Below are 17,369 nucleotides of genomic sequence, written 5' to 3'. Positions count from 1 at the left end.
ACCTGTATTTATTCCTTCCCGAAAGGACACAATACTTAGTTGTACTGTGCTAAAATTTTACTAATTTCCGTATAACCTTTTTGATTGGCATAGTCCATTGCTGTTCGACCAGAATTGTCTTTAATGGATTGATCCGCACCATTTTCCATTAACAATTTTACAATACCTTGGTAAAGTTGGTTCCCTTCACGTAACCCCACTGCCTCAATCAATGCGGTATAGCCAAAGTCATTTTGGAAATCTATGTCTTCTCGTCCATCTTCTAACAAGAGCTTCACATTGTCAATATGTCCTTTTTCAGCTGCCGGAATTAACGCATTGCCACCGTAACGGTTATGCTTATTTAAATCTGGGGTCGCATTTTTTAACATATACGCTAAAATCTCCGTACGTCCTTGCGCTCCCGCATAAAGATAGGGACTATCACTAATGCTATTTTGCAGATTAATATCGGCACCCCGATCAATCAACGCTTTTGCAATCTCAATGTCATTATTGTGAACAGCGATATTGAGCGGTGTGTTGCCTTCTGTGTCGACTTCATCCACTTGATAAGTAGTATCTTGTAAAATTTCCTTGACCTTCTTCGTATCTCGTTGATTGGCTGCTTCTAAAAGCGCACCCACTTCATAGGTCTTCATCGGTTCTTTCACTTCCTCTTTTGATGTTGTTTGAGCTACCGAACGGGTTGTACTGGTGCTTTCAGTTTTTGCACTACTTTGAGTAGTCACCGTTTGACTATTTTTTGACGCTGCGGAGGGTGTTTCTCCTCCTTGACACGCAGCAAGTAATGGAATGGTCACGACACTTAATAGCCCCATTAAAATTTTTTTGTTCATTGTGCTCAACTTCCTTTCCTCGAGAGAAATATGAGATTTTTCTCCAGTGGTTCTAATCTAACGAATCTTTTTTTATTTGTCGATTAAAACGCTTTCTCTGTTTTTCTATTTTAAAAAGAGAGAAACCAAAAGAAGTCGAAACTTTTTTTGGTTTCCATTCGTATGTTTTGTTCTTAAAAGGTAAATTCAGGATCAAAAGTTCCTTGGTATGGTTCATGTTCCACATAGACTTGGATATCGTTTCCTTCGTTATCTTTACCCATTCGTGTGTACGTAAAACGATTATCATTCAATTCTGTTAATTCTAAGACAGCGCCATAGCGATTGGTTCCAATGGACACATGGGCACGGAATTTATTTTGATTTCCTACTTTAAAGTAGCCATAGTCGCCACGGGTTTCACCCGTTTGTAAATTGAAAAATTCATATTTGCTGCTGTCTTGGTCAAATTTCGCTAAGCTAATGAAGTTTTGATTAGCCGATGTTACATCATTGCCATCTTTATCCACTACTTTCGTGCCGTTCCATAAGCGCTCAGGCGTACCATACAACCAAGATGTTTTTCCAAGAATCTCATCACCAGGTCGATTAATATCGATTGCCCCTGTTTGTTCTGTCATGGCACGGCGTCCATTCGTGAATTCTAGTGTTCTGGGACGATTATTGGGGTATGGCTGCGGACGACCATAAACTGGTCCTGAGGTTGCTTTGTTTTCTACGAAAACTTCAATATCATTTCCGTTTTTATCTTTCCCCATCTGTCTATACGTAAAAGTATCTTGGTATAAAGTTCTAAGTGGGTATACACCTTGATAATTTTTGGTTTCAGAAATAATTACAAGACGGGAAACATCTGTAATACCAGCGGTCATAAAGAAGGTTCCTTCATCTCCTGTTGATTCTCCAGTCTCTTTATCAAAAAATTCATAGAAACTAGTGGTTGCATCAAATTTGATTGCATGTAATAGGTTTTGATTTTCATCTGTTAAGTCATTCCCGTTTCGATCATAAACGCGTGTTCCAGCCCAATCTTTTTCTGATAATCCTTCATCTTGTCTAATACCAACTGAACGTAAATACTCAGGTAAATCCCCTAAATTATTGGGATTGTCTACGCTTTGAGGAACGTATGCTTCTGCCGTCAAAGCCCCTCCTGCTCCACCAACTAATAACGCACTTAAAGCCAACAACGTAATTGTACCAACGATTTTTTTCTTCATAAACGACTACTCCCTTTCCTTTTGATAATTTAAGGATAGCAAGTAGTTATTAACTCCACCTGTCCATAATATGAACAAATTATTAAATAATAATCATTATAATTATCTTAATAATAATATTTAATTATAACTAATAACAATTTATTTATAGAGGAAGAGAAAACAAAAGAACGTTGGGGGACGTTCTTTTGTTAAATAAGAGAGAAGACAAGAGACTTTTAGAAAGTAAAGGCTGGATGATATGTGCCTTGGTAAGGTTCATGTTCCACGAACACTTGAATATCATTCCCAGCATTATCTTTACCCATTCGAGTATACGTAAATCGATCATTGTTTAGTTCCGTTAATTCTAGCGCTACACCGTAGCGATTCGTACCAATAGATACATGAGCCCGGATCTTGTTATTGTCCACCACTTGGAAGTACCCAAAGTCGCCGCGGGTTTCACTCGTTTGTAAATTGAAAAATTCATATTTACTTGTGGTTGGATCAAATTTCGCTAAACTAATGAAATTTTGATTGGCCGCTGTCACATCATTACCGTTTTTATCTACGACTTTTGTGCCATTCCACAAGGTTGTTCCTAAAATTTTATCCCCTGATTTATTTGTCACAATTTTGCCAGTTTGATTGGTTAATGCTTCACGTCCATTTGTAAAAGCTAATTTTTTCCCATGATAAGGGATGTGTTCCACGTAAACTTCAACATCATTCCCCAGTTTATCTTTCCCTAAACGCTTGTAAGTAAATTTGTCTTTACTCACTTCGGTTAAATCCACTACGGCTTGATAATTTTGTGTCCGCGAAATTAAAATTCGTTTTGTGCCATCACCTGTCACAAAAAATGTTCCTTCGTCACCACGGGTTTCCCCAGTGTTTTTGTCGAAAAACTCATAAAAACCGGTTTCACCATCATATTTTGCTAAACCAATAAAATTAGCATTTTCTGCCGTTAAATCATTACCTGCAGCATCATAAACTCGGGTTCCTTGCCAGTCCGTGCCAGATAAAATCTTAGTCGCCTTATCGCCTCTTGTTTGGCCATTGTTTTGATGTTTGCCTAAATTTGCTGTAGCACTATTTGGATTGGCTGCATGACCTGCAAATGCTGGACTTGCATAACCTGCTATAAGTAACGTACTTAATGTTACTAAAGTAATCGAACTTAATACTTTCTTTTTCATAAAGCATCGCTCCTTTTCTTTGATAAACCAATCTTAACAAACGATTCTAAACTACCACTGTCAGAAAAATGAACAATTTATAAACGATTAAAAACAACTATAAACTATTTTTTTGTTAAAAATGAAGCGGTCAAAAGAATCCTTTACTTCCTTTTGACCGCTTCATCCACTCGTGATTGACTAATTAGAACGTGAAGTCTGGCGTAAAGTCGCCTTCATACGGTTCATGTTCCACAAAAACTTTAATTTCTTTGCCGTTATTGTCTTTACCCATTCGTGTATACGTAAAACGTTTATCATTTAATTCTGTTAATTCTAATGCAGCTCCATATTTATTGTCACCAATTGAAACGTGAGCACGGATTTTGTTATTATCAATTACTTGGAAGTAACCAAAATCTCCACGTGTTTTACCCGTTTCTAAATCAAAGAATTCATATTTACTTGTTTTATTATCAAATTTCGCTAAACTAATAAACATTTTATTTGCTTCAGTAACATCGTTACCGTCTTCATCTAAAACTTTCGTGCCATTCCATAATGTGGCCCCTAAAATGTCATCCCCAGGTTCATTGGTAACAATTTTGCCAGTTTCTGTTTCTAAATCTTTACGACCGTTCGTAAAGGTTAACTTTTTATCAGAATAAGGGACATGCTCTACAAAGACTTCTACATCTTTCCCATCTTTATCTTTCCCCATTCGCTTATAGGTAAATTTATCTTTCGTTACTTCCGTTAAATCAACCACTGCTTGATAGTTTTGTGTATCCGAAATTAAGATACGCTTTTCGCCATCATCTGTCACAAAGAATGTGCCTTCATCGCCACGGGTTTCACCTGTTTCTTTGTCGAAAAATTCATAAAAACCTGTTTCACCATCATATTTTGCTAAACCAATAAAATTAGCATTTTCTGCTGTTAAATCATTATTATTTTTGTCGTAAACTTTTGTGCCTTGCCAATCAGTACTGGATAAAATTTCTGTTAATTCTTGTCCTTTTGATTGCTCTTTAGCTGCTTCTGCTGAACTAGAGACTGCAGTGCTTGAGCTAGCTGCACTTGATTTATCTGTTGCAGAGTTGGCTCCGCCAGCACAGCCTGCGATCAACAACGTACTAAAGGTTAATAAGGTAATCGTACTAAAAACTTTTTTCTTTTTCATAGTTGGTAATCCCCTTTTTTCTTTTTGATATACCTAGAATAGCAAAGCCTTATAAACTCCTACTTGCCGAAAAATGAACAAATTATAAACAAATGAAAAAAAGTTAATAACAATACTAGCTTTTTTTTGTTTACTTGTAATACACTATAAGTAAGAAATAGATTAAAACCACTAGGAGGGACGCTTTTGACCATTAAACGCCGCTTTTTTATTTCTTATATTAGTGCCATCATTATTACTTTAGCCTCTGTTTTAGCTGTTTTATCCTTAGCTTCTTACATCACATTAGGAACTGTCCCCAGTTTGCCCCAAGCTTACCGAATGATGAATAAGCAACGACCATTGACCGCTAACGAAGAAGAAAGTTATTTAGCCTTAGATCAATTGTTAAAAAAGTCACCGAAATTACTAGATACGCCTTTAAGTAAAGAATTAAAGGAAACGATTCAAACAATTGAGGCAAAAGGATTAAGTGTGATTATTCGAAAGAATGCACGGTTTCCTTATTATTCGGATAATTTAGTAGAAAAATCTTTGTCTGTACATATTCCAAACTACGAAATGAATAATATTATGCCAACTGGCACACTGGATAATGCAGGGCGTCTATATCATTATGTCAAATCCGATTTTCATTATTTAGATGGTTCTAACGGGAGCTTTATTGTCTTGAAACGCGAAAGCAGCCTTTTTGAATTCTTCACACGCTGGATTATCTGGATGATTTTGTTAATTATCCTTGTAGCAATTGCGGCAGCTTGGCTCATTAATAAGCGCTTAACCAAAACCACTATCGAGCCATTAGAAGCATTAGAAAAAGCGACTAAAACATTGGGTAAGGATGCCCAAAAAGAAAATCCATTTACACCAACTAGCCACCAAACCGTCTCAACAGAAGTCAAACAGCTCCAACTTAGTTTTGAACAAATGTGGCAAGATTTAGAAGAAGCCAATGCGGAACGCGAAAAATATGAAGCTAATCGGAAAGAATTAATTGCAAATATTTCTCATGACTTAAAAACACCAATTACTTCTATTATTGGTTACGTTGAAGGTTTGATGGATGGTGTTGCCAATACTGAAGAAAAAAAACAGCGCTATTTAACGGTCATTCATGAAAAAAGTTTAGGCCTCAATGATTTAATTGAAGAATTATTTTTGTATTCTAAATTAGACCTAGACCGTGCTGTCTTTACAATGGAAAAGACCAATTTCACTCGTTTTATTGCACATATTCTTGAAGAATACCGTTTGGAACAAGAACTCGTGATTACTTCTGTACTTCCCACCGAAGCTTTATACGTTCAAATGGATCCCACGCAGATGAATCGCGTGATTACCAATCTAATTCAAAATAGCATTAAATTTGCGGATCCCACTAAAGAACAACTAGCCTTTACGATTTCTTTAACGCATAATCAAACAGACTTAGTTTTAACCATTACAGATAACGGCATTGGTATCGATAAAAAAGAATTACCTTATTTATTCGAACGCTTCTATCGTGTAGACAAATCTCGAACCCCAACAGTTAAAGGAAGCGGCTTGGGATTAAGTATTGTCAAACAAATTATTGACTATCATCAGGGAACAATCACTGTCACAAGTAAAAAAGGAGACGGCACCAACGTGATAATTACGCTGCCGTTGTTGGAGGATGAAAAATGAAACCACATGTATTAATTATTGAAGATGATCCAAGCATTGCTGATTTGCAAAAAGATTATTTAGAAATTAACGATATGACTGTCACAATTGAACATGATGGAAAAAAAGGATTGGAAGCAGCTTTAAATGAGCCCTTTGATTTAATTATTTTAGATGTGATGCTGCCAACTATGGATGGTTTTGAAATCTGTCGTGCAATTCGGAAAAAAAAGCAAACGCCGATCATGATTGTTTCGGCTAAAAAAGAAGATATTGATAAAATTCGTGGGCTTGGCTTAGGTGCGGATGATTATATAATCAAGCCGTTTAGTCCCAATGAATTAGTCGCTCGAGCAAAAGCCCATATGAACCGTTATCAATTGTTAAGCAAAGCAGAACAACCACCACAATTACTAAAAATCAATGAAATCGCTGTCGACACTGCCGCCCACAAAGTGTTTGTTTTAGAAAATGAAGTTATTTTTACAAGCAAAGAATACAAATTGTTGGTTTTCTTGATGGAACATCCTAACCGTGTGTGGAATAAAGAAGAACTTTTTGAAAGTGTCTGGGGGTTTGATGCCTTAGATACTGAGGTTTCGACTGTCGTTGTTCACATTAAACGGATTCGGGAAAAATTAAAAAAAGCCAATCTTTCTGACTCTCCAATTGAAACACTCTGGGGAAGTGGCTACCGCTTCAATCGATAAAGAGAGCAAAAATAAGTCGGAGCCTATTTCTAGGCTCCGACTTATTTTTTATTAATTTACACGAGAAAATTTTTGATAAAGTTGGTTGAAAACAATCATAAATTGTTCAATTTCTGCCATTGTATTGCTTTCATCTAAACTAATGCGCACAGCGGAAGTCGCTAATTCCCCTGGCACATGCATGGCATACAAGGTGCTGCTAGCCATTTTTTTCCGGCTAGAACAAGCACTCGTAGTCGAAATATAAATCTGTTTTTCTTCCAATGCATGGACCAGCACTTCGCCACGAATCCCTTTCAAAGCAAAACATAAAATGTGTGGCGCAAAATGTTCATTATCTTGTGAAAAAACAGTCACATTTTGAAATTCTTCTAGCGCCTTTAATAAATAACTCCTTAATGTCGCCACATGTTGCGGCCGTTGTTGTTCGTTCTCTAAATGCAAGCGTAACGCTTTGGCCATTGCCACAATTGCTGGTACGTTTTCTGTCCCACTGCGTTGGTTGTTTTCTTGCCCACCTCCTGTTAAAAGCGGCGCTAAACGTTTCCCTTGTTTCCAATACATAAAACCAATGCCTCGTGGTCCATGAAATTTATGTGCAGAAAACGTTGCAAAATCCACCCGATCCGTTAACCACTCTGAGTAATTAACTTTTCCAATTGCTTGAACCGCGTCTACATGAAAATGAATTTTAGGAAACTCCGCTAAAACCTCGCTGATTTCTTTAATTGGTTGAATCGTTCCCACTTCATTGTTGACTGCCATAACAGAAACCAAAATCGTTTCTTTTCTAATTAATTTCTGTAATTCCTCGACTTTTACACGACCTTCTTTATCCACTGGCGCATAAGAAAGTTCAAAACCTAGTTCGACTAATTGTTCCGCTGTTTCTGTAACTGCTGGATGTTCCACTGCAGAAATAATAATATGATTACCAAATTCTCGTTTTTCGATTGCCGTTCCTTTTAAAACCCAATTATCTCCTTCAGTTCCGCCACTTGTAAAATAGATTTCATTTGCTGAAACATTGATTAGCTCCGCAATCTGCTTCCGTGCTTGTTGTAAGAGCCGATTCGCTTGGTTGCCTAAGTCATGCAGACTAGACGGATTGCCAATAATCCGCTGACTGGTTTTTACATATGTATCTAAAGCCTGGGGGTAAATCGGTGTAGTTGCACTATTATCAAAATAAATCATTTGTCACCCTTCTTTTTTAAAATTCTTTCCCATTATATACTTTCTAAAGTATCACTTCAAGTCACCACCACGCCATAAAAAACAGAGGCTTGTCTGTCGACAAACCTCTGTTTAGTGATTGTTTAATTAAATTGCTGTTAAATTAGGGTTATTGATATTTTTAAAATAAAAATCTTCGATTCGTTTGAACGCCCCTGGCTCAACAGCTTCCAATGCCGTTCCAATTTCATCTAATGCATCTTGATAACGGAATTCTGTCGAGAATAAATACATGCTTTTATCTAAAGCCGCTCGGATGTTCTCGTGAGTATGACGATAGCGGTTTGCATATTGCATCATTTGTTCTGTCAGAGCTGCTGCATTGACTAAATCTTTTGTTTTCTTATCTAATAACTCTAAATCATCTTCGCATAAGTCACATAAACGATTGATTTCATCCATGTTAATGCGCATTTTATTTAAGGCTCGGCTTAAATCTTCAATTCGATCCGTTGCCACATAGAAAAATTCTAAGTAATCAGCAGACAAACCTGGTAATCGTTGCTTTTCAACATACCGTTTGATACTCCGTAAACGGAATTCGTATTCGTCAACTTTTTCTTGGGCGACTTTTTCGCCTTTTCTTAGTTCTTTCAATGAAGCATCGATTTCTAATTGTTGATTTTCAATATCATCTAAAATCTTATAGCATTCTTTATAGAACGCTTGAATTTCAGAGTAAGGAACGGTATGTTCTTTCATTCGAGGTTCCAAGTCTTTTTGACGGCGGATAATTTCTTCAATTTCCGTTTGGAAACCACGACTACGTCCTAACTCGTTGTTGTTTAAGGTGTAGCTTTGTGATACATGGTCCAATTCAATCATTAATTGACGGTTATTTTTTAAGGAATGAGAAATATAATCGTCAATAATTTTTTGATTGGTTACGACATATTTCTTCGCTTCAATTTCACGTTCCATCACTTCATATAATGCATCAATCGCCGTTGCTGTGTCGCGATTTGCGACCTCTACTGCAGCAATCTCTGTTTTCTCTAAATCAGCCATTGAATTCTCGACACGTTTTTTCGCATGTTGAATTTCTTCAGCAAAGTTTTGTTCAGGGAACACGTAATCGTCAGCTAATAATTGGTTGTAGCCTTCTTCGATTTCTTTTAATTGATCTGGGAAAGTTTCATTTAATTCTTCATACATTGGTGGAATCCGTTTCATTAAGTCTTCCAATTCATACGTATGACGTTCCGCATCTTCTAGGACTTCTCGAGCCTCGATTGGGTCCCCCGATGTATTTAGTGTGACAAATTGTGTGAATTCAATTTCGACGTTTCTTAATTGTTTTTGGATTTCGGAGTAAGCTGGACCAAAGCTAGCTTTATCATCTTTTAGTGATTTACTTAATTCTTCATAGACATCCAAAGCTTTTTGAACTTCCAATGAATTGCGCTCTTCACTTTCACGTAATTCTTTCAAGCCATTACGAATGACTTCCACTTCGGCTTCCATTTCGGTCATCGTTTCATTCGCTTCCACGACTGCTTTCTTCGCTTTCATGAAACGGAAAATTTCATTTTGATTTTCGACTTCATAAATTTGACTCTCTAGTTCGGCGAAAGAACGCGTCGATAGTTCTACCCAGCGTTGATTCCATTCACGGAAACTATTTTGACTCTGTCCAACTAGATGCATTTTTTTAATGTCATCGATTTCTTCAAAGACTGGCAAGTCAAACAGGGCTTCTTTACGAACTTCTAATTCATCTAATTGTTCTTGATTTTTTTTGCGCATAAAATAACCAATTAAGTATAGCACCGCAGCAATAATAACGATTACTAGTACTAAAATGATAATCCAATTATTCTTCATTTTGGCTCCTCCGATAATTTTTCTATAATAAAAGAAAGGTTGTTTGTTCTCTTCACACGGTTATCTATTGTTCCTGACCCTTGAAAAAGGGCATTCTTGCAGAAATACCTATAGAAAATTATAGCACAAACTGTATATTCATTCACTAGTTATAACAAACTTTTTTAAGAAAACCCGCGATCTTCTTACGAAGGGGTTGATTCACTGCTTTCATCGATCCGATTTTCACTAATTTTTTTACAAATATCACTTAGTTGTGTTAAGAAGGCATCCGCTTGACTTTGATCCATCCCAAAGTGTTCATCGCGCATCGCCCAAACTTCTAGCCCAGCTTCTTTGGCAGAGGCAATGCCTTTTTCTGAATCTTCAATGGCTATACATTCCTGTGGCGCAACAGCTAATTCTTGTAACGTGTGCAGATAAATATCCGGCGCCGGTTTACTTTCTTCGAAATCTTCCCCACTCACGACCGCATCAAAATAACTACTTAATTGCCCCACTGTCAAAACCTCTTCAATTGCGTCTTTTGTGGAAGAAGAAGCTAATCCGATTTTATAGCCTTGTCTTTTTAAAAATTGTAAAACACGTTTCGCATTTTCATCAAGCACAGCTAAATAATCTATCGGATGCGCTTTTTTATAGGCTATGTATTGTTCATTTAAAAAAGCAATATCTAGCTCTTTTTTGTTGACTTGTTCAATCTTTTGCCATAATGAACGCATATCCGCACCGACTAATTCTGGCAAGGTTAGGCCCTCAATAGTCAAATCAAATTCCGCTAAAAATGCTTTACGTCGCTCATAATAATAAGCTTCGCTATCTACTAGGACACCGTCCATATCAAAAATAATGGCAGTTTTGGATTCTGTCATACTATTTAACTCCTTCGTTACGACTCATATCTTTACAGTTTAACAAAATTTTAAGGAAAAATGAAGAACAAATATTTTCATGATTTCCTAACTTTCTGAAAATAAGTGGTTGCTTTTCTAAATGTTTTTCGGTATCCTTTTACTAATCTACAAATGAGAAAATAATTAAAAACAGGAGTGATAAACGTGAACGTAGTTAAATTCGGCGGTAGCTCGCTAGCATCAGCACCACAGTTACAGAAAGTCTTACAAATCGTCAAGGAAGAGCCGCGCCGAACGTTTGTCGTTGTATCCGCTCCTGGAAAGCGAACCCCGCAAGATATTAAAGTGACTGATTTATTGATTCAATACTATCAGCGCTACTTAAATAATGAGGAAATTGAATCGACAATCTCTGCCATCATTCGTCGTTATGAAGATCTTTTTGATGAATTACACTTGGATAAAGCAGTTTTAGCTGATATTGCTATTTCGATTCGCCAATTAGCCACTTTACCAAAAGAAAACAATGCTTTTTTATTTGACTATTTTTTAGCTAGTGGCGAGGACAATAATGCAAAAGTTGTTGCCAGTTTTTTCAATCAGAATGGCTTAGATGCTCGCTACATTAGTCCAAAAGAATTAGGTCTCCTGGTGACACCTGAACCAGGCAATGCTCGCATTTTACCAAAAGCTTTAGAGAAAATTAGTGCCTATCGTGAGACTCAACAAATCTTGGTTATTCCAGGTTTCTTTGGTTATACAGAAGCCGGCGAAATTTGTACTTTTTCTCGTGGCGGTTCCGATATCACAGGGTCCATTGTTGCCGCAGGTGTTCAAGCAGATTTGTATGAAAACTTTACCGATGTGGACGGAATTTATGTCGCCCATCCTGGAATTATTGAACAGCCTCAAACGATTCAAGAATTGACCTACAGAGAAATGCGGGAGTTAGCTTATGCAGGATTTGCCGTCCTCCACGACGAAGCTTTAATGCCTGCCTATCGCGCAAATATTCCAGTCGTTATCAAAAATACTAACAACCCACATCATCCTGGCACCCTAATTACCACTTCTCGCAAAGTGAAGCATGCCCCTGTTGTAGGAATTGCTAGTGATCAAGGGTTCGCAAGTATTTACATTAGTAAGTATTTAATGAATAGAGAGTTAGGTTTTGGGCGACGGCTCTTAGAAGTACTAGAAAAATTAGCCTTGAGCTATGAGCATATGCCCTCAGGAATTGATGACATCACGATTGTTTTAAGAGAAGACCAGTTAACAACTGAAATTGAAAATCAACTGATGGCCCAACTCCAAGAAGTTTTAGCGCCTGATGAGTTACGCATCACGCATCACCTTTCCATGATTATGATTGTCGGGGAAGGCATGCGCCAACGAATTGGGGTTACTGCTGAAAGTACAATGGCGTTAGCCAAAGAAAAAATCAACTTAGAAATGATTAACCAAGGATCTTCGGAAGTAAGTATTATGTTTGGTATCAAAAAAGAACAAGAGGAAAAAGCCATCAAAGCCTTATATCGGACGTTCTTCCATGATTAATGAAAAAGACGAATGAGTTTTCTCATTCGTCTTTTTCATTGGTTTCAGTAATTTTCAATTGGCGTTGAATTTCCGCTTTAATTTTAGCTTCTGGCGCAAAATCTTGTTCCCAATTTTCAGGTTTTAATACTTTATTTGTTTCCGGATCATAATGTGGCTGCCCATCTGGAAATAATTTCCCCATATTGGCTTGATGAACGATTTCAATAATTTTTGTTGGATTGACGCCCATTAAGCAAAACGAACCATAAGTAAAATACAATAAATCGACTAGTGCATCCACTTCCTCCACTAAAGGATCAGATACTGGTTTGCCTTTCGCCAAGACTTTCTGCTCTGCTTTATCGACAGATTTTTTTAATCCGTCGACCAATTGTTGAAAAAGCACTTGGTCATTATTAGCAGCACTATATAAAAATTCCACAAGTTCTTCGACTTTAAACTCTGCTCGTCGACTGGCTAGCTCTGGCGAAAAAGCAGTTGGTTGCTCTGGTTGTTGTGGATTAAAAACCTCGTGGAAGGCACAAGCCATTTCATAAGGGGATTGCTTTTCAGACATTCAGCTACCTTCTTTCTCAAAATAAATCTAATTGTTTTGGATTCAAATCATCGTAACTCAAATTCAAGACTTTTTGCATCTGTAGAGCGTTTTCTGCGGCATCGCCGCCAGAATTATTATTAAAAATTACGCCCACTTCTTTAGCTTCTTGCGACATTTTTAAAACAGCTTCGCTTAAATCAGCGATTTCCTGCGTATTATAATGATAAAGGGTTCTTTTTTTTCGCCACTCTGCATCATTGGCTAACCAGCCAGCCGCATTACGTCCGTGAAACCGGAAGAGCACGAGATTAGGATTCGTTACATACGGATAAAAGGGCACTGGATTCGTAGGAATCTGCGGTTCATCTACAATCACAAGTGAAAATTGATTTTCTTTCATAAATTGCAACATTTGTTTTACAAAGTTTGGTTGATACCATGAATTATTTCGTAATTCAATGGCGATGGGTAGGTCTTTAAACCAGTGACGAATTTTTTGCAAGTAAGCGACATTTTCTTTCGTACAACCAAATGTTCCTGAAAATTGTACCAGAAAGGCAAATAATTTTTTACTTTCAATTAATGGGGCCATACTTTCTAAAAAAGCGGTGATCATTTCTTCTTCACTTGCATAATAGGTCTGCCACTCACCTTGACAACTGATTCCACTATAAACTTTCATGACAAAGCGAAAGTTTTCGGGAACTGCTTTGACCCATTCAGCTACTCGTTCTTTGGGAGGAATCCCGTAATACGCCGTGTCCATTTCAACTAGCGGTAAATGACTGGCATATTCATAAAGCGTGGCCCGTTTTTTTCCAGTTAAATAGTCGTGTTCACTAAAAGATGTTAATCCTAAGCGAATCATGTCCTCCCTCCTCTGCGTAACTTTTTATTTTCTAAATCGTCATCTTAACTTAATTTGTCCAATCGATATTCGCTTCACAATAGGTTTGACCATCAATCCGAATCTCATGGCGTGTTTTCAACTGATTTTCTTGTTCGACAATTTCGTAATGACTTTCGACTTCTTGGCCATATTCTACTTCTTTATCAAATTTCACAAGAATTTTTTTCGGTTGATGCGTTGTTAAAAAGTCATACCCTAACACATCCAATAACCAATTAAAATAAATCGCATTATTAACATGTTGATTGCCATCAATATCAAAAAAACGCACACGATAAGGTAAAAAGTTCCCCTCTGTGACCTTTTCAATTTTTTCATGGCGATAAATTTTAGTGATTTTTTCAGAATCAAAAGGTGCAATAATTTCTGGTAATACACTACTGATTTTCCGATTTTTTTGATCCATTAAGACAAAGGTTGATTTCACAAAGACACATTCATTGCCTTCTTCATCATGAACCCAAAAGTTACGATAACAAAAATATTTGTTATAACTCATAGCTTGCGTTGTAATTGCTACTTTTTCACCAACTTTTGGTAAGCGGTGAATCTCTATTTCATAGTTGGTGATGACCCAGCCTAGGCCAAATTGGGCGACATAAGCCGCATCTCTTCCTAGTAATTCTGTTTGTTCTTCTGATACTTTAATGACAACCGCTAACAAAGCCGGTATCTTCATTGCACCAGTAAAATCGCCGTCATAGTAGGCAACTTCATAAGAGGATGTATGTTTTTTTCCCACGAAATAATCTCCTTTTTCCAATGGCTACTTTCGTGTCATTGTTTCTTCTTAAAAGTATACCACGTGATTTCTTCAATTGCGATTCCGAATGAAAAATTAACAAAACTTTGAAAAACACTATTATTTATATTATTTAAAAACATTCTTAATATTACTTAAAAAATATTGTTTTATTTTTAAAAATAACATTTCTTATTATTTGTATCCAAAAGATTATTATGTTATATTCCTATCTGTAAGCGCATACAAAATAATTTTTTAGGAGGTTTTTTTCGTGAAAAAGAGTTTATTAACAATCGTCCTGGCTTTTAGTTTTGTTTTAGGTGGCGCTGCATTGGCCCCTACTGTTTCGGAGGCTCATGGTTACGTAGCAAGTCCTGGAAGTCGTGCTTTCTTTGGTAGTTCTGCTGGTGGTAACTTAAATACAAATGTTGGTCGTGCACAATGGGAACCTCAAAGTATCGAAGCGCCCAAAAATACGTTTATTACTGGTAAATTAGCCAGTGCAGGTGTCTCAGGTTTTGAACCTTTGGATGAACAAACAGCTACTCGTTGGCACAAAACAAACATTACCACAGGTCCCCTTGACATCACTTGGAACTTAACTGCCCAACATAGAACTGCTTCTTGGGATTACTATATTACTAAAAATGGCTGGAATCCCAATCAACCATTAGACATTAAAAACTTCGACAAAATTGCTTCAATCGACGGCAAACAAGAAGTTCCTAATAAAGTTGTTAAACAAACAATTAATATTCCGACAGACCGCAAAGGTTATCATGTCATTTACGCTGTTTGGGGCATTGGTGATACGGTGAACGCCTTTTACCAAGCGATTGATGTGAACATTCAGTAAAAACACTCACATCTTAAACTAAATTAAAGGAGTTCTCAAAAAATGAAGCTAAAAAAAATAATTCCTGCTTTTCTGCTTCTTTCAACCGTTACAGTTGGCTTGTGGTTAACGCCTACTCAAGCTTCTGCAGATGCTGCGGATACGATGGTAGATATCTCTGGCAAAAAAGTGTTGGTTGGATATTGGCATAACTGGGCCTCAAAAGGACGCGATGGTTACAAACAAGGAACATCAGCATCACTGAACCTTTCAGAAGTAAATCAAGCCTACAATGTCGTACCGGTTTCCTTCATGAAAAGCGATGGCACGATACGGATTCCTACGTTCAAGCCTTATAACCAAACGGACACTGCCTTCCGACAAGAAGTCGCACAATTAAATAGTCAAGGTCGCGCAGTTTTATTGGCACTTGGTGGAGCAGATGCACATATTCAATTAGTCAAAGGCGATGAACAAGCCTTTGCGAATGAAATCATTCGTCAAGTGGAAACATACGGCTTTGATGGTTTAGACATCGACTTAGAGCAATTGGCGATTACTGCTGGCGACAACCAAACCGTTATCCCTGCTGCGTTGAAAATAGTCAAAGACCATTATCGAGCACAAGGAAAAAATTTCATCATTACGATGGCGCCAGAATTCCCTTATTTAAAACCTGGTGCCGCTTATGAAACATACATTACTTCCCTAAATGGTTATTATGATTACATTGCCCCACAATTATATAACCAAGGCGGCGACGGTGTCTGGGTTGATGAAATTATGACTTGGGTTGCTCAAAGCAACGATGCTCTAAAATACGAGTTCCTCTATTATATGTCTGATTCATTAATCCATGGCACACGCGGCTATCTACAGATACCAAACGATAAATTAGTCCTTGGTTTACCAGCAAATCGGGATGCTGCTGGTAGTGGCTATGTTGTTGAGGCTACCCCTGTAGCCAAAACTTTTGATCAGTTAGCAAAAGACGGTAATCCTATCCGTGGCTTAATGACTTGGTCTGCAAATTGGGACGTTGGTCAAGATGTCAACGGCAAGTCCTACAACAATGAATTTGCGACACGTTATAGTAACCTCGTAAAATAAAAGCTATTTTGAGACAGAACACCGCATTTGGTTCTGTCTCTTTTTAAATTTTACTCACCGGTCTTTCAATAATCCAAACAATGTTCTCTCGCTTTCTAACCAATTAATTTTAAACCAATCACAGAAACAATGATTAAAAAAATAAAAAATATCCGGCGTAGGTCTTTTGATTCACCTAAGAGCATTCCTAAAATAGCGCCTCCTGCTGTACCAATTCCTGTCCAAACTGCATAAGAAACGCCCATCGGCAATTGTCTCATCCCTAAATATAAGAATAAGAAACTACCACTAAACGCTAGAATTAAAATTAACAATGAACGTAAGTCTTTTTTTGTTGTAAATAATTTAATTGAACCTACGCCAAAGATTTCAAAACAGCCTGCAATGACTAAGTATAACCAACTCATCTTGTTTCCTCCTCTTTATTTCCAGTTACCATTTTTAAGCCAATTACACCTATTAATAACAGCAACAAAAAAAGAACTTTTCCTATGCCCAATGGTGTGTGGAATAAAAAATGATCTGTTACAATAGTTCCAGCACTACCTAAGCCGACAAATACAGCATAGGCTGTGCCGACTGGCAATTCCTCTCCTGCTTTAATCAGCGCATAAAAACTGATAAAGATTGCGATTACTGTCCCTAAAATCTCCCACCATGTTGTACTATGCTTCATGCCAATGACCCAAATCACTTCACAAAAAGCGCCAAAAATAACTTTTAACCAAGCTTTACTCATCTTGTTTTCCTTCCCTTCCAAACAAAAAAAGTGCCAACAAACAGTTCAGCTATGGCCTAAGAACTGTTCATTAACACTTTAGTCGCAAGCATCCGGCGATGTTTACGAAAGTTTATGTATTAAAATATCTCAGGCTATTATATTCTTATTTTTTTTAAAAATCAACTAAAAAATAATAGTTCGAATTCGAGACATTTCTTTTGCATTTTTAGGACTAATCATTTAAACTTACTTTTAGTAAGTTAATTAATCAAAA

At 37.2% G+C, this 17,369-nt stretch carries 17 protein-coding genes; 5 read left to right on the top strand and 12 right to left on the bottom strand.

Annotation, left to right across the window (positions count from 1 at the left end; all coding sequences use genetic code 11):
* Positions 1-35: 35 nt before the first annotated feature.
* The 4 genes from IGJ90_RS01430 to IGJ90_RS01415 all read right to left on the bottom strand — a co-directional run bounded on the left by IGJ90_RS01430 (position 36) and on the right by IGJ90_RS01415 (position 4,405).
* A complete protein-coding gene (locus IGJ90_RS01430; RefSeq protein ID WP_002366078.1) occupies positions 36-839 on the bottom strand; it encodes an ankyrin repeat domain-containing protein in 804 nt (267 codons plus the stop codon).
* Between the two features lie 173 nt (positions 840-1,012).
* The gene (locus IGJ90_RS01425) at positions 1,013-2,059 is read right to left on the bottom strand and encodes a DUF4822 domain-containing protein (RefSeq protein ID WP_438767448.1); all 1,047 of its coding nucleotides are present in this window, start codon (positions 2,057-2,059) and stop codon (positions 1,013-1,015) included.
* Positions 2,060-2,277: 218 nt separating this feature from the next.
* Positions 2,278-3,243 (bottom strand): DUF4822 domain-containing protein, encoded by a 966-nt coding sequence (locus tag IGJ90_RS01420; protein WP_438767446.1) that lies wholly within the window; start codon positions 3,241-3,243, stop codon positions 2,278-2,280.
* Between the two features lie 184 nt (positions 3,244-3,427).
* Entirely contained in the window at positions 3,428-4,405 is a 978-nt protein-coding gene (locus IGJ90_RS01415; protein WP_002373189.1) for a DUF4822 domain-containing protein, read from the bottom strand.
* Positions 4,406-4,729: 324 nt separating this feature from the next.
* On the opposite strand from IGJ90_RS01415, the gene IGJ90_RS01410 reads away from it, so the two are divergent.
* Both IGJ90_RS01410 and IGJ90_RS01405 read left to right on the top strand, forming a co-directional pair.
* Positions 4,730-6,073, top strand: a complete 1,344-nt coding sequence (locus tag IGJ90_RS01410; protein WP_002385380.1) for a sensor histidine kinase — start codon at positions 4,730-4,732, stop codon at positions 6,071-6,073.
* The gene (locus IGJ90_RS01405; RefSeq protein WP_002355236.1) at positions 6,070-6,762 is read left to right on the top strand and encodes a response regulator transcription factor; all 693 of its coding nucleotides are present in this window, start codon (positions 6,070-6,072) and stop codon (positions 6,760-6,762) included. The genes IGJ90_RS01410 and IGJ90_RS01405 overlap by 4 nt, the downstream gene beginning before the upstream one ends.
* 51 nt (positions 6,763-6,813) lie before the next feature.
* On the opposite strand, the gene IGJ90_RS01400 is transcribed toward IGJ90_RS01405, so the two are convergent.
* The 3 genes from IGJ90_RS01400 to IGJ90_RS01390 all read right to left on the bottom strand — a co-directional run bounded on the left by IGJ90_RS01400 (position 6,814) and on the right by IGJ90_RS01390 (position 10,694).
* Positions 6,814-7,959, bottom strand: coding sequence for a cysteine desulfurase family protein (locus IGJ90_RS01400; RefSeq protein ID WP_002355234.1), 1,146 nt, complete (start codon positions 7,957-7,959; stop codon positions 6,814-6,816).
* A 126-nt stretch (positions 7,960-8,085) separates the two neighbouring features.
* Positions 8,086-9,822: a septation ring formation regulator EzrA gene (gene ezrA / locus IGJ90_RS01395; protein WP_002355233.1), complete on the bottom strand. Its 1,737-nt coding sequence runs from the start codon at positions 9,820-9,822 to the stop codon at positions 8,086-8,088.
* A 185-nt stretch (positions 9,823-10,007) separates the two neighbouring features.
* Positions 10,008-10,694 carry an HAD family hydrolase gene (locus IGJ90_RS01390; RefSeq protein ID WP_002355232.1) on the bottom strand — a complete coding sequence of 229 codons (687 nt, stop codon included), beginning with the start codon at positions 10,692-10,694 and terminating at the stop codon, positions 10,008-10,010.
* A 186-nt stretch (positions 10,695-10,880) separates the two neighbouring features.
* On the opposite strand from IGJ90_RS01390, the gene IGJ90_RS01385 reads away from it, so the two are divergent.
* On the top strand, positions 10,881-12,233 hold the full coding sequence (locus IGJ90_RS01385; protein ID WP_010713599.1) for an aspartate kinase: 1,353 nt from the start codon (positions 10,881-10,883) through the stop codon (positions 12,231-12,233).
* Between the two features lie 22 nt (positions 12,234-12,255).
* On the opposite strand, the gene IGJ90_RS01380 is transcribed toward IGJ90_RS01385, so the two are convergent.
* The 3 genes from IGJ90_RS01380 to IGJ90_RS01370 are packed head-to-tail and all read right to left on the bottom strand — an operon-like array spanning position 12,256 to position 14,426.
* A complete protein-coding gene (locus IGJ90_RS01380) occupies positions 12,256-12,792 on the bottom strand; it encodes a haloacid dehalogenase (protein WP_002358362.1) in 537 nt (178 codons plus the stop codon).
* Between the two features lie 16 nt (positions 12,793-12,808).
* Positions 12,809-13,642, bottom strand: a complete 834-nt coding sequence (locus tag IGJ90_RS01375) for a DUF72 domain-containing protein (RefSeq protein ID WP_002358361.1) — start codon at positions 13,640-13,642, stop codon at positions 12,809-12,811.
* Positions 13,643-13,691: 49 nt separating this feature from the next.
* Positions 13,692-14,426: an acyl-ACP thioesterase domain-containing protein gene (locus tag IGJ90_RS01370; protein ID WP_002355227.1), complete on the bottom strand. Its 735-nt coding sequence runs from the start codon at positions 14,424-14,426 to the stop codon at positions 13,692-13,694.
* A gap of 274 nt (positions 14,427-14,700) precedes the next feature.
* On the opposite strand from IGJ90_RS01370, the gene IGJ90_RS01365 reads away from it, so the two are divergent.
* Positions 14,701-15,285 carry a lytic polysaccharide monooxygenase gene (locus IGJ90_RS01365; RefSeq protein ID WP_002355225.1) on the top strand — a complete coding sequence of 195 codons (585 nt, stop codon included), beginning with the start codon at positions 14,701-14,703 and terminating at the stop codon, positions 15,283-15,285.
* 42 nt (positions 15,286-15,327) lie between these two features.
* Positions 15,328-16,374, top strand: a complete 1,047-nt coding sequence (locus tag IGJ90_RS01360) for a chitinase (RefSeq protein WP_010713600.1) — start codon at positions 15,328-15,330, stop codon at positions 16,372-16,374.
* A 95-nt stretch (positions 16,375-16,469) separates the two neighbouring features.
* Here IGJ90_RS01360 and IGJ90_RS01355 read toward each other — a convergent pair whose 3' ends face one another.
* Together IGJ90_RS01355 and IGJ90_RS01350 are read right to left on the bottom strand one after the other, a co-directional pair.
* Positions 16,470-16,781 (bottom strand): DMT family transporter, encoded by a 312-nt coding sequence (locus IGJ90_RS01355; protein WP_002355223.1) that lies wholly within the window; start codon positions 16,779-16,781, stop codon positions 16,470-16,472.
* Positions 16,778-17,134: a DMT family transporter gene (locus IGJ90_RS01350; protein ID WP_002386054.1), complete on the bottom strand. Its 357-nt coding sequence runs from the start codon at positions 17,132-17,134 to the stop codon at positions 16,778-16,780. Before IGJ90_RS01350 ends, IGJ90_RS01355 begins: the two co-directional genes overlap by 4 nt.
* Between the last annotated feature and the right edge of the window lie 235 nt (positions 17,135-17,369).

The organism is Enterococcus sp. AZ129 (assembly GCF_051714505.1).
GTDB lineage: Bacteria > Bacillota > Bacilli > Lactobacillales > Enterococcaceae > Enterococcus > Enterococcus faecalis.
Note: the sequence above shows the minus strand (reverse complement) of the source record. Positions and strands in the feature narration are given on the sequence as shown.